At 48.5% G+C, this 14,081-nt stretch carries 7 protein-coding genes; all 7 read left to right on the top strand.

The features are described from left to right. Positions 1-41 precede the first annotated feature (41 nt). The 7 genes from manA to R7E38_RS12650 all read left to right on the top strand — a co-directional run bounded on the left by manA (position 42) and on the right by R7E38_RS12650 (position 14,026). Positions 42-1,274: a mannose-6-phosphate isomerase, class I gene (gene manA, locus R7E38_RS12680; RefSeq protein WP_226083257.1), complete on the top strand. Its 1,233-nt coding sequence runs from the start codon at positions 42-44 to the stop codon at positions 1,272-1,274. Between the two features lie 233 nt (positions 1,275-1,507). Beyond that, entirely contained in the window at positions 1,508-1,948 is a 441-nt protein-coding gene (locus R7E38_RS12675) for a PTS sugar transporter subunit IIA (RefSeq protein ID WP_009697925.1), read from the top strand. A gap of 11 nt (positions 1,949-1,959) precedes the next feature. Next, positions 1,960-3,360: a fructose-specific PTS transporter subunit EIIC gene (locus R7E38_RS12670; RefSeq protein WP_226083258.1), complete on the top strand. Its 1,401-nt coding sequence runs from the start codon at positions 1,960-1,962 to the stop codon at positions 3,358-3,360. 121 nt (positions 3,361-3,481) lie between these two features. Then, positions 3,482-6,313 carry a GH92 family glycosyl hydrolase gene (locus R7E38_RS12665; RefSeq protein ID WP_226083259.1) on the top strand — a complete coding sequence of 944 codons (2,832 nt, stop codon included), beginning with the start codon at positions 3,482-3,484 and terminating at the stop codon, positions 6,311-6,313. 133 nt (positions 6,314-6,446) lie between these two features. Then, positions 6,447-8,867: a GH92 family glycosyl hydrolase gene (locus R7E38_RS12660; RefSeq protein WP_226083268.1), complete on the top strand. Its 2,421-nt coding sequence runs from the start codon at positions 6,447-6,449 to the stop codon at positions 8,865-8,867. 47 nt (positions 8,868-8,914) lie between these two features. Beyond that, positions 8,915-11,620, top strand: coding sequence for a GH92 family glycosyl hydrolase (locus R7E38_RS12655; RefSeq protein WP_226083270.1), 2,706 nt, complete (start codon positions 8,915-8,917; stop codon positions 11,618-11,620). Between the two features lie 72 nt (positions 11,621-11,692). After that, entirely contained in the window at positions 11,693-14,026 is a 2,334-nt protein-coding gene (locus tag R7E38_RS12650) for a GH92 family glycosyl hydrolase (protein ID WP_318081812.1), read from the top strand. Positions 14,027-14,081: the final 55 nt, after the last annotated feature.

Below are 14,081 nucleotides of genomic sequence, written 5' to 3'. Positions count from 1 at the left end.
AATGTCGCCCAAGCCATGATTTTCTCTCATGGTGACACTCTATGTCTGATTTAACGATGTCCGATACACAAACGATTCAAACTCAAGCTAAGCATCCGATGTTTTTCCTGATGAACAACGTGATTCAAAACTACTCTTGGGGCAGTACTACTTCTGTTAACCAACTGTTTGGCATTGAAAACCCAACGGGCGAACCACAAGCAGAAGTATGGATGGGCGCGCATCCAAACGGTTGCTCATTGGTGATGGTAAACGGTGAGGAGACCAAACTCTCTTCACTGATTGCTCAAGACATGAATGCTTTTCTGAGTGAAGAAGTCGCAAACCGTTTTGGTGAACTTCCATACCTGTTTAAAGTGCTTGCCGCTGAGAAAGCGCTGTCGATTCAGGTGCACCCAAACAAGCAACAAGCAGAACTAGGTTTTGCACTGGAAGAAAAACAAGGCATTCCCCTAACCGCTGCAAACCGTAACTACAAAGATCCAAACCACAAACCTGAGTTGGTTTACGCGCTAACCGAATACCAAGCGATGAATGGCTTCCGCCCAACAAGTGAAATCATCAGCTTCTTCTCTGAGCTGGCGATTCCTGAGCTGCAAGACTTGGTGGATGACCTTATCGCAAACCAGACGCCAACAGGCTTGGCGACCTTCTTCTCGGGTCTACTGTCACTAGAGGGAGAACAGAAAGAGATGGCGTTGACGGTGCTATTGGCTCAAGCTCGCATCACCGACTTACCTCTGTTCAACCTTATTCTTGAGCTAGAGAAGCAATACCCTGGCGATATTGGTTTGTTTGCGCCACTTATGCTTAATGTGATTACCCTACAACCGGGTGATGCCATGTTCTTGGATGCAGAAACGCCACACGCTTACTTAAAAGGTACAGGTCTTGAGATCATGGCAAACTCAGACAATGTACTGCGCGCAGGTCTGACACCAAAATACATGGACGTGAAAGAGCTTGTTGCGTGTACACGCTTCAACGAGAAGCCGTTCGACAGCCTATTGCTTGCACCGAATGAAATCGACGATATGTTGGAATACCCAATCCCAGTCGACGATTTCAAATTCGCCATCGTTAAACAAGCTCACCAGCGTACTCTTGACGTTCAAACCGCTGAGATCCTTATGCCTCTGGATAACAAGCTTGTGCTAACTCACGCAAACGGCGAAACATGCGTGGTTGAAAAAGGACAATCTGTTTTCATTCCGGCTTACGCAAAACAGGTCACTTTGGATTGTGAAGGTCGTGTTGTGCGCGCTTACAGTTAGTGAACGCTAATTAAGCTTCCTTCATACTGTTACATTTTATAGTTCAGCCAATAACCGCCGTTATTGGCTTTTGATATTCATTCATCCTAGTTTTATATTGATATATTGGAGAGCTAAATCACACTTAAGCTTGTGTGATACAAAAATATAGTTATTGGATTTTTTTTACTATTTCAGAAAACCGTAACATTAATTAAATTTGCCTCATTACTTCAGTACCAATGAGTCAAAAAATGATTACAGAACTAACAAACGTCAATTTAATTAAAGGCAACCTTCAAGCAAATAATAAAAAAGAAGTCTTTGAAGAGCTAGCGCAAATGCTATTCGAAAATAATCGAATCAGCAGCAGAGAGGCTTTTTTAACCGACATCGAAGCGCGCGAAGCATTAAGCGTAACTTCAATGGACGGCATCGCTTACCCACACGCAAAAAGCAAAGCGGTTACAGAGCCTGCAATCGCTGTTGGCGTAAAGCGCGAAGGCATCGAGTATGGCGACGAAGAGGGAGTCAAACCGACCGTATTCTTCATGATTGCCTCACCAGATAACGGTGCCGACCACCATATTTATGTTCTTCAAGAATTATTCGGTAAATTTAGCGAAGAGTTTATTGAAGATATTCATAACGCAAAAGACGAAAACCAAATACTAAATATTTTAATTAATTCATAAGGCGTGAAATTATGAGTACAATCACAGCTCAAGCTAGTAATAATAGCGATTTCAAAAAAATCCTAAGTACCATGAAAGGTCACCTTTTATTCGGTACTTCTCACATGCTTCCATTTATCGTTGCGGGTGGTGTACTACTGGCGCTAGCGGTAATGGCATCAGGTAAAGGTGCGGTTCCAGCAGACGGTTTATTGGCTGATATTTCTAATATCGGTATTAAAGGTCTGGTGCTGTTCCCAATTATTCTTGGTGGCTTCATCGGTTACTCAATTGCAGACAAACCTGCTCTAGCACCAGCGATGATCTCTTCTGGCATCATGGCTGACATGGGCGGCGGCTTCCTTGGTTGTATCGTAGCGGGTTTCATCGCAGGTGGTGTGGTATTCCAACTTAAGAAGATCCCTCTTTCTGCTAACATGACTGCGTTGGGCGCTTACTTCATCTACCCTCTACTAGGTACGCTTATCTCTGCAGGTATCGTTCTATGGGGTATCGGTGAGCCAATCAAGCTCTTCATGGCGTCTATGAACGAATTCCTAGCTTCTATGGCTGGCGCTTCTAAAGTGGTTCTAGGTACGATTCTTGGTGGTATGACTGCATTCGATATGGGCGGTCCAATCAACAAAGTAGCAACACTATTCGCTCAAACTCAAGTTGATACTCAACCATGGCTAATGGGTGGTGTTGGTATCGCAATCTGTACGCCTCCTCTAGGTATGGCACTAGCAACATTCCTATTCAAGAAGAAGTTCACTAAGCAAGAACAAGAAGCAGGTAAAGCAGCAGCAATCATGGGTTCTATCGGTATCTCTGAAGGTGCTATCCCATTCGCAGCAAACGACCCTGTACGCGTTCTTCCTTCAATCGTTGCTGGTGGTATCGTTGGCTGTGTGTTCGGCTTCCTAACAGACGTACTACTACACGCACCATGGGGCGGTCTAATCACAGCACCTGTATCAAGCAACATCCCAATGTACGTTGTAGGTATCGCACTAGGCTCACTAACAACAGCAGTTATCGTTGGCTTCTGGAAACCAGTTGCTGAAGAAGAAGCAGAAGACGAAATCGTTGAAGCAGCACCTGCACAAGCTCAAGCGACTCCAGCAGCAGGCGAAGGCGAGTACGACATCGTAGCAGTAACATGTTGCCCATCTGGCGTAGCACACACATTCATGGCAGCGAAAGCACTAGAGAAAGCAGGTGCAGCAGCTGGTCTGAAAATCAAAGTAGAAACTCAAGGTCAAAACGGTATCCAGAACCGCATCACTGACCTAGATGTAGCAAACGCGAAGCTGGTTATTCTAGCTCACGATATCCAAGTAAAAGACGCTCACCGCTTTGCAAAAGCAAACGTTGTTGAGTGTTCAACGAAAGAAGCGATGCGTAACGCAGCGACTCTTGTGAAAGCTTAAACCTTAAGCTCCTCCCCCTAAGAGCCCTTTCCCCCAAAGGGCTCTATTTCAAGTTTTTAAGTTTTAGTAATACCCCTGATTTTTTTAATTATATAACCCTACAATTTACAAGGCTTTAAAAATGAAATTCAAACCTTCCCTACTCGCTTGCGCAGTTCTCAGTGGTCTAGTCGGTCTGACTGGCTGTAACGACGACACAACCAACATTTATGAAGGCGGTGAAACCAACCCTGCACTGCCGGATATTCCTGACGGCGGCAAGCCAGTATGTCCTCCAGTTGGCGATGGCGACTGTGATGACAAGCCAAACCCAGAAACACCTGAAATCGACATGGGCGTTCACATCCCGGTAGATTTCGCCGATATGGACGTAACACGCTACGTCAACCCATTCATCGGCACAGGTAACCTAGGCAACACCTACCCTGGTGCAACCACACCACACGGCATGGTGCAGCTTTCTCCAAACAACGGTTCTAACGGCTGGGAATACATTTCAGGCTACTACTACCACGACGCACGTACTTCCGGTTTCTCTCATACCCACCTTTCCGGAGCAGGTGCTGGCGACTTGAACGATATTCTCGTCATGCCAATCAACTCGCGTTCGGATTACATGATTGATGAAGGTTCGGCAACGCTAAACCTAGAAGCGTCTCGCTTCCAACATCGTGACGAACAAGCGACAGCAGGCTACTACAAAGTCGATCTATTGGATTACGACATCAAAGCTGAGTTGACGGCGTCTGATCGCGTTGGTGTTCACCGCTACACCTTCCCTCGTGATGAGAAGTCAGAAATCATCGTTAACACTGGCTTCAAAATTAACTGGGACTACACTTCAGATTCTTACTTGAAATGGGACAAAGACAATAACCGTCTTGAAGGTCACCGTTTCTCAGATGGTTGGGCACCAAGCCAAAAAGAATTCTTCGTGATGGAATTCGACCAACCAATCAAAAACGTTCGCTTTGCTTACTACGATAAAGAGCAAGGTCGTTACATGGACGTGCCAGAAGGCATTACGGAAATCGGTAACGAAACACGTGGCAAGTATCAATACGCACGCGCTTACGTTGAGTTCGACACATCCAAAGACGGCTTAACGGTTGAAGCGAAATTGGCGCTATCAAACGTTGAAATCGGCGAGAATGGCAAGTCTGGTGCTTCTCTTAACATGACAGAAGTTGCGGGCATGAACTTCGACCAAGTACGCGAAGCGGCAACGAAGAAATGGGAAGACGAACTCGGCAAGATCCAAGTCTCTGGCGACGAAGATTACAAACAGACCTTCTACACCGCGATGTACCACTCGTACCTAGGTCAAACCATTCACTCTGACTTAGATGGTCGCTACCGCCAAGTTCACCAAGGTCGTAACGCTTACCCAGATGGCAACACACCTTGGGGCGATAAGATTGATACGCTGAAAGAGTCGATCCGCACTGCCGATGCTAACAAAGATGGCAAAGCAGACTTCACGCGCTACGACACTTTCTCGTTATGGGATACCTACCGCGCAGTTCAACCGCTGTCTTCGATTCTTGAGCCAGACCGCTTAGCAGACGTTGTGCTGTCTATGCTGTCTTACGCCGAAGAAGAATGGGTAGATGACAAAGGCAACGTGCGCAAAGGTCGCCTGCCTGAGTGGACATTCAAAGGCAACGAAACAGGCATGATGATGGGTATGCACTCAACGCCTGTGATTCACGATGTGTTGTCGAAAGGCTCACTAGAAAAACGCATGATCGATCTTGGCTTCACAGAAGCAGAGCGCAAAGACGTTAAAGAACGTTTAGTTGAAGCGATGATCACAGACGCACGCGCCGCAACGAGCCAAGGCGTAGCATGGATCAAAGAGTACGAAGAACAAGGTTACGTGCCAGCGCAATTACACGATACTCCACCAGATTCTTACGGCGGTCACTCACCATTTAAAGATTCTTGGACAGCATCTTACTCGCTTGAATACTCAATGAACGACTGGGCAATCGCGCAATCGATCAAAGAAGTATTTGGTGAAGAAGATTCACGCTACACCGAGTTCGCTAACCGTTCTAAAAACTGGCAAGCGCAATTCGACTTCGGTGGTAAGCAATACCAAGGTTGGTTCAAAGCCCGTGACTACGATGGCGAGTTTATCGATGCAGGTTGGGTAGACCCAATCACTGGTCGCGCGGTTGGTAAAGACTGGCGTCCAGACATGTTTAACTGGGCATTCTCTGAATCGAATGGCTGGCAATACTCGTTCAGTGTTCAGCACGACATTCATGGCTTGATTGACCTGATGACACGCTTCGACAAGACACAAAACCCTGAAGCAGAACGCGGTGACTTGTTCGCAGCTCGCTTGGATGAGTACTGGTCAACCTACCCAGATCGCAACGCAGGCGACAACCAATTCCCAGTGTTCAACACAGGTAACGTTGGTCAGCACGTTCAAGGTAACGAACCAGATATCCACGTTCCGTACTTGTACAACTACGTCGGTCAACCTTGGAAAGGTCAGGCAGCCATCGCCGCAGCAACCAACATTTGCTACAAGAACACCGCTGACGGCATTTGTGGTAACGACGACTTCGGTACGCTCTCTGCGTGGTTCGTGTTCCGTGCACTTGGCTTCTACCCAGTGAACGCTTCTTCTGGCATCTACGAAATCGGTACTCCGCTGTTTGAAAGCGCGTCTATCGATGTCGGCAACAACCAGAAGTTCACGGTGACCGCGAAGAACGTTAGCCGCGAAAACATCTTCATTCAATCGGCTCGCTACAACGGCAAAGACTTCAACCGCACTTACCTGACTCATGACGAAATCATGTACGGCGGTGAGTTGGAGTTCGTGATGGGCGACAAACCAAATCAACGTTGGGGCTCTCTAGAGCAAGATCTTCCACCAGCACAAGGCATCGGTGAGTTCTTGCATGAAGACGAGATGCCAGCAGGTTCTCGTTAATCCCAATAGTGACAACTCAGCCGGGGGAGCGCATCTCCCGGCTATCCCTACAAGAAAATTTTATAAGCAGTCCCTTATAAACAGTCTCTTATAAACACTTTTTATATACGAATAACGACAAAACGGTATGCACATGTTTAAACGTAATCTTATCTCTTTGGCTATCCTGGTTGGTCTGACGGGTGGCTTGGCTGGCTGTAACAGCGACAACGATTCTTCCTCTTCACTGCCGGGTGATCCAATTGTTGATCTTGCGGTGTTGAAATACGTCGATCCTATGATCGGCACAGCAGCTTCTGGTCATACGTTCCCGGGCGCGACGGTACCGGCAGGTATGGTTCAGCTGTCTCCAGATACTTTCATCGGCTCTAACACAGACCATGAATCAGGGCTTAACCCTTGGCACTCAGCTTCTGGCTACTGGGATTCATCTAACTACGAAACTGGCGAAGTATTTAACACCGACGTTCCGCTGTACGGCTTCTCCCATACTCACCTTTCAGGTACAGGCGCAACGGACTTAGGCGACATCTTGGTTCTGCCATACGCAGACATGGCGAACACACAGCTGAACTCTTTCGACAAAGCCAATGAAGAAGCAAGCGCAGGCTACTACAAAACCAAGCTGAACCAAGGCCAAATCGAAGTAGAACTGAGCGCAACCAAACGCGTTGGCTTGCACAAATACACCTTTGCTGATGGCGCTGACCGTAACGTGAAGTTCGATTTGGGTCATACCCTAATTAACAACAACGGCAAATCTTTGAAGAACAAAGTAGAAGTGGTGGACGAATACACCATTCGCGGTCGTAAAACCTCAACTGGCTGGTTCCAAGGGCAAGATCACCAAGGTCAGGACATCTTCTTCTACGCGAAATTCAACCAACCAATCGCCAAAGCAATGTTGGGCGAACAAGATCTAGAACCAACTCGCGAAATGCGCAATGGCGCGGTTTACTCAGGCGATGATCTGACGGCTTACCTAAACTTCGGCACAGGCGAAGAGCCAATTGAAATCCGCGTGGGTATCTCTCCAGTTAACTGGCAAGGTGCGCAGAAAAACTTAGAAGCGGAAGCACCAAGTTTCGACCTAGCAAAAGTAAAAGAAGACGCAGAATACGCGTGGGCTGAGAAGCTGGCGAAAATCAAAGTAGAAGGCGGCACAGACGCAGAGAAAACCAACTTCTACACTGGCATGTACCACATGATGATCGCGCCAATCGAGTTCTACGATGTGGATGGTCAATACGTGGATATGCTTGGCACAGTGCGCACACTGAAAGATGGCGACACACCAAACTACTCAATTTACTCAACGTGGGATACGTTCCGCGCGGTTCACCCAATGTGGACCATCATCGACCCAGACCAAGCAACGCTATACGTGAAAGACTTGATTCGTAAATCCAACGACGAGTTTGGTCTATTGCCGAAATGGGAAGGTCACGGCTCAGAAACCGGCACCATGATCGGCTACCCATCGGCAGCGATTCTTGGCGATGCCGTAACCAAAGGCTTGATTGATGCAGAGCAAGCTTACACCGCATCAGTAAAATCAGCACGCTACACACCGCATGAGTACCCACAGATTCATGACGACATCCTAAGCTCACTCATGGCAGGTCAGTTGAACTACCACGAGAAAGAACAGTGTGTTCGTTACCCGAACTGGAACTCAGTGTCGTACTCGTTGGAATTCTCATTCTACGATTGGACGATCGCAGAAATGGCGAAAGCCGCTGGCGATATGGAAGCGTATGAAGAGTTCAAAGCTCGTTCTTACAACTCTTTGAAACACTGGGATGCAAAAGCAGGTAACGCAGACGGCACGGGCTTCTTTGTACCGACAGAACTGAAAGAAGGTGACCCATGTGCAATGAAATACGCTTCAACTGATTTCGACCCTTACAAATCTGACGCGTTCTACTACACAGAAGGTAACGCGTGGCAGTGGCAATGGGCGTTCATGCAAGACTTAGACAAGCTGACTGAAATCATGGGCGGCACTCAAGGTTTGAACGACAAACTGAACAACCTATTTACTGCCGATCCAAATGGCGGCGAAGCGCACCAAGACATGACAGGCTACATCGGTCAGTACATTCACGGCAACGAACCTTCGCACCACGTCATCTACTTGTACAACCGTACTGAAGAGTCTTACAAGGCGCAGGAATACCTAGACCAAGTTTACGACCAGTTCTACAAACCGACGCCAGACGGCATCATCGGTAACGAAGACGTAGGTCAAATGTCGGCGTGGTACTTGATGTCAGCACTGGGCTTCTACCAAATCTCGCCAACCGATCCAACCTACAGCATCGGTCGTCCAATCTTCGACAAAGCGACGGTAGACATTGGCTCTGGCACCTTCACGGTAACGGCTGAGAACAACGGTCCAGACAACATGTACATCAAAGAAGTAACCATCAACGGTAAGCCTCTGGATGTGTACAACACCTTCCAGCACAGCGAATTCAAAGCAGGCGGCGAACTGCACTTCGTGATGACAGCTGACAAGTCTGAAGCAATGCAAGCCAACCTAGGCGAATAATGATTTTGAGGGGACCTCGTGTCCCCTTTTCTCGTGGAATAAAAACAATGAAACTAAAAAGAACCCTACTCTCTACCGCAGTGTTAACCGCCATGCTTGGTCTTGCTGGTTGTGGCAGCGACTCTGACCCAGAAACTCCGGTTATCTCTACCCCTACTTTGGAATTCGTTGATACCTTGATCGGCACTAAAGGTCTTGGCAACGTTAACCCTTCTCCAGTTATGCCAGAAGGTATGATTCAACCTTCACCAGATAACTTCGATCCAAACGGTTGGAATGGCAAAGGCTCGCCTGTTGAATACGATCCTGTGCACAGCCTGCTTTCTGGCTTCTCAATGACCCATATCTCCGGCGCAGGTAAAGGTGACCTAAACGACTTCGCTTTCTTGCCATACACAGGTTTCAATACTGATGCTGTGACCATGGATAAAAGCTCAGAAGTGGCAGAAGTTGGTTACTACTCGGTTGATCTTGTAGAAACCGGCGTAAAAGCTGAACTGTCTGCAACCGACCGCGTGGCGTTCCAACGTTACACCTTCATGCCGGGTGAAGATCGTAAAGTGCGTATCGACCTGCAACACGAACTGTTGGAGCAATACGGCAACCACTCTCGCAGCATCTATTACAAGCGCGTTAATGACACCACAGTCGTAGGCGCGCGTACCTCAAACGAATGGGGTCAATGGCAAACCGTGTTCTTCGCGGCAGAATTCTCTGATCCAATCATTGAAGAGAACCTGTACACCAAGCTGGCTTCTGAGAGCAAACTGACTCCAACTGACGCTACCGAAGTCGGCTTGGAAGATTACCGTGGTTACGCAGAGCACAAACCAATGCCGGGCGAACCAGAACCTGATCCAGAACGTTTGGCGAAACGCGCAAACGATGTCCTGACGCATTTGAACTTTGGTAAGAGCGATGAGCCATTGGTGGTCAAAGTAGCGATTTCTGGCACTGGCGTTGACGGCGCACTGAAAAACCTAGAAGCGGACACCAACGGCTGGGATTTCGACAACGTCGTACAACAAAACCGCGTGGCTTGGGAAAACATCCTTGGCGAGTTTGAACTGGAAGGCGGCAACAAAGCTGACAAAACCATGTTCTACACCTCGCTCTACCGTACGTTTGTTGCCCCATTCCTATACCAAGACGTGGATGGCAAATACCGTGGCATGGATGGCAAAGTGCACCAAGCAGAAGACGGCTTAGTGAACTACTCAGTGTACTCAATGTGGGATACCTTCCGCGCCGCACACCCACTGAAAACCATCATAGATAAAGACCGCGCGATTGAACACGCACGCGATCTATTGAACAAATACCAAACAGGTGGTGTGCTGCCAAAATGGGAACTGCACTCGGATTACACTGGTGAAATGGTCGGTCATCCTGCGGTCTCGGTTATTGCCGATATCATGGTCAAACACCCAGAAGCCTTTACTGCTGCCGAGTTTGATTTGGCGTTGAAAGCCGCTGACGAAACGGTCAACTTCAACCTTGATAAAACCGAAAGCTGGGTGCCTTACCAAGACGCGTGGAACGGTGACAAACGCTTCACGGTCATGACGCGTCACAACGACTACCAAGAAGGCGTCGGCTTTATTCCAGCCAACACCAAATGGGCGCCGGATTCAGGCGATAAACCGGGTTACGTGGAAGGCTTGAAAGTCGACAAATACGACGAGCTCGTGAACGAATCGGTGTCTTACGGTCTTGAGAACGCTTACTACGACTGGTGTATCGCTCAGATCGCTAAACTTGCGGGCAACGACCAGCAGTACGACCGCTACATGGCGCGCTCTGAATCGTTCAAGAACTACTTCGATTACAACCCAGAACAATACGGCAAACTGCAAGACACCAAAGGCAACGCATTGGGTGCAACGGGCTTTATGCGTCCGGCTTACATGAACAGCGGTAGCAAGGTTTGGGCAAACAACCTGAAAGCCGAATGTTTGGACGAGAACATGGCGCTGTCTATCCCTGACGGTATGGACTACAACGCGTGTAAAGACCGCAAAGCACTCAATGAAAGTGACGTGTTCTGGCCTTACCGCGCCGAGCACCGTGCTGAAGACTTCACCGAAGGCAATACATGGCAATGGACATGGTTTGCACCGCACAACTTGAACGGTCTGGCTAACGTGATGAGTGGCGAGCACATCGACCGTACTGACTTCTCTCTTCCTGAAGACGTAACCGAACAAGGCAAAGCGGCATTCCTCGCTAACTTAAATGCGCTGTTTAATGCGGACTCCAACGCCGATACGAGCCAATCACACGACATGTCGGGTTACATCGGTCAGTTCGTGATGGGTAACGAGCCTGATCACCACGTGCCTTACCTCTACAACTGGACGGCAGAGCCTTGGAAGACACAAGAAATTGTCGATCAAGCGATGAACGAGTTCTACCACCCAACCCATGAAGGTCTGATTGGTAACGAAGACGTTGGTCAAATGTCGGCGTGGTACGTGATGTCTGCATTGGGCTTCTACCAAGTCACACCGGGCGAAGCAAGTTACACCATTGGTCGTCCTCTGTTCGACAAAGCCGTGATTCCAGTCGCGGACGGTAAATTCACCATCACCTCAGAAAACAACAGCCAAGAGAGCATCTACGTGAAGTCGGTGACCATCAACGGCAAACAATTGAGTGACAACTTCAGCTTCGCGCACAGCGATTTGAAAGACGGTGGTGAACTGCATTTCGTCATGACTTCAGACAAATCTGAAGCGATGAAAGCGCAATAACCGACACCTATCCAAATAACGAAAGGGGGCATCGAGCCCCCTAAAAAACTTCACTTCAGTGGAACCATAAAAATGAAACTAAAAAGAACCCTTATCTCTACCGCTATACTCGCTGCCATGTTTGGTCTTGCTGGCTGTAACAGTGACGACGACAACAGCAAATCTGGTACTCCTTCCCTCGACACCACACTAACTCAATACGTCAATCCATTGATCGGTACAGGCGCAGATGGCCACACCTTCCCGGGGGCGGTTGTGCCTTACGGTTTAGTGCAACTTTCTCCTGATACCGAAATGGAAGGCTGGGGCTCTGCCGCCGGTTACTTCGACCACGGCAAGCTGACTGAAATCCCAGTGTATGGCTTCTCCCACACTCACCTTTCAGGCACAGGCATTACCGACCTTGGTGACATCTTAGTTCTGCCTTTCACCAAGAAAGAAAACGCCGTTTTCAACACCTTCGATAAAGACAACGAAACCGCAGAAGCAGGCTACTACGCGGTTGAACTGAACAAAGGCGAAATCAAAGCGGAACTAACTACCACGCAACGTGTTGGCTTCCACCGCTACACCTTCAAAGAAGGCACTACGCCACACATCAAGTTCGATTTAGACCACACCCTCAACAAAGGTCACTTCAACAACCGCACTATGAAGGGTGATTTAGAGTTCATCGATGCTTACACCATTCGCGGTTTACGTAGCTCGAACGGTTGGGCGAACAACCAACACGTCTACTTCTACGCCACCTTCAACCAACCTATCGTCAAAGCCATTGCTCTAGTTGACGGCGCAGAAACGGAAATCGATGTAAACAACGACAACATCGACGCAGTGAAAACCATCGCTTACCTAGAATTCGCACCATCATCAACACCGCTAGAAATCCAAGTAGGCTTGTCACCAACAGGCACAGAAGGTGCAGAGAAAAACCTAGAAGCAGAAGCGAAAGACGTGTCATTTGATACTGCGCGCGCTCAAGCCAACGACGCATGGCACCAAGAGCTTAGCCGCATGATGGTATCTGGCGGCACGGAAGATCAGAAAGAGATCTTCTACACCGCGCTTTACCACGCCTCTATCGCGCCAATGATTTTCCAAGATGTCGACGGCCAATACCCTGCGATGCGTACTCGCATTCAAAAAGACGCGGGCGACACACCAAACTACTCTGTGTACTCCATGTGGGATACCTTCCGCGCTGCACATCCACTGAAAACCATCATCGATCCGGAACGTGCCGAAGAGTTTGCCAACGACCTGATTCGTAAATACGAAGACGGTGGCATCTTGCCGAAATGGGAACTGCACAGCCATTACACGGGCACGATGATCGGCTTCCCTGCGGTCTCTATCATTGCTGACGCGATGGCGAAAGGTTTAGACATCGACCCACAACTGGCCAAAGAAGCGGCTGAGTTTACGGTGCGTTACCACGAGGCATCTGAATTCCCAGATTGGACGGAAGACAACAACATCGGCGCAGCAAACGTTGTGCAAGTGAAGGTGTACGAAGAAAACGGCTTTGTTCATCACGGTTACTGGAACAGTGCGTCTTACACGCTTGAGTTTGCATATGGCGACTGGGCAATGGCAGAAATCGCGCGCATGGCTGGCGATGTAAAACTGCAAGAAGAGTTTATGACTCGTGCCGACAACTGGCTTAACCATTGGGATGCAGAGACAGGCTTCTTACGTCCGAAAAACCACCCGCTAAGCTCATCACCAAACAAACCGCCTTTGGAGTTCAACCAACCAATTGATGAAGAGCGTTTGGATGAGTGTGAAATGGTTGAGTGGCCAGAAGGCTCTGGCGTAATGAAAGAGAAATGCCCACTGCTGCCATTTGACCCTTACTACGTGGACGAGTTTGCCTACACCGAAGGGAACGCGTGGCAATGGAAGTTCCAACCAATGCACGATTTCAACCGTCTGAAACAAGAAATCTACCAAGCAGACTTGGCGCAAGGCAAAGACACCACGCCAGAGAAAGCGTTCCGTGAAGACTTGGACGAGCTATTCAACGCGCGTTCTTCAAACACTGGTGAAGAACTGCCAGACCTAACGGGTTACATCGGTCAGTACATGCACGGTAACGAGCCATCGCACCACATTCCTTACCTATATGCGCTAACCGATGAGCCATGGAAAGCGCAAGAGTACCTAGACCGCATCATGTCAGAGATGTACACCAGCGAGCCAACTGGCTTGATTGGTAACGAAGACGTAGGTCAGATGAGCTCTTGGTACTTGATGTCGGCAATGGGCTTCTACCAAGTGACGCCTGCAGATCCGGTCTACACCATCGGTCGCCCTATGTTTGATGAAATCACCATTCCAGTGGAAGGCGGCGAGCTTCACTTCGTCATGACGGGTGACAAGCAAGAAGCGCTTCAAGCTCAGTAACGTTTTATGTAATTCGTGTTTAAAAAAACAAGCAGATAGATTAACTCAGTGGCAG

This window comes from Vibrio sp. Vb2131 (assembly GCF_033338535.1).
GTDB classification, from domain to species: domain Bacteria; phylum Pseudomonadota; class Gammaproteobacteria; order Enterobacterales; family Vibrionaceae; genus Vibrio; species Vibrio alginolyticus.
Note: the sequence above shows the minus strand (reverse complement) of the source record. Positions and strands in the feature narration are given on the sequence as shown.

Excerpts from the sequence above, each read along its gene's own strand:
- R7E38_RS12650 (WP_318081812.1), top strand. The coding sequence starts at position 11,693 with ATGAAACTAAAAAGAACCCTTATCTCTACCGCTATACTCGCTGCCATG.
- R7E38_RS12655 (WP_226083270.1), top strand. The coding sequence starts at position 8,915 with ATGAAACTAAAAAGAACCCTACTCTCTACCGCAGTGTTAACCGCCATG.
- manA (WP_226083257.1), top strand. The coding sequence starts at position 42 with ATGTCTGATTTAACGATGTCCGATACACAAACGATTCAAACTCAAGCT.
- R7E38_RS12675 (WP_009697925.1), top strand. The coding sequence starts at position 1,508 with ATGATTACAGAACTAACAAACGTCAATTTAATTAAAGGCAACCTTCAA.
- R7E38_RS12660 (WP_226083268.1), top strand. The coding sequence starts at position 6,447 with ATGTTTAAACGTAATCTTATCTCTTTGGCTATCCTGGTTGGTCTGACG.
- R7E38_RS12670 (WP_226083258.1), top strand. The coding sequence starts at position 1,960 with ATGAGTACAATCACAGCTCAAGCTAGTAATAATAGCGATTTCAAAAAA.
- R7E38_RS12665 (WP_226083259.1), top strand. The coding sequence starts at position 3,482 with ATGAAATTCAAACCTTCCCTACTCGCTTGCGCAGTTCTCAGTGGTCTA.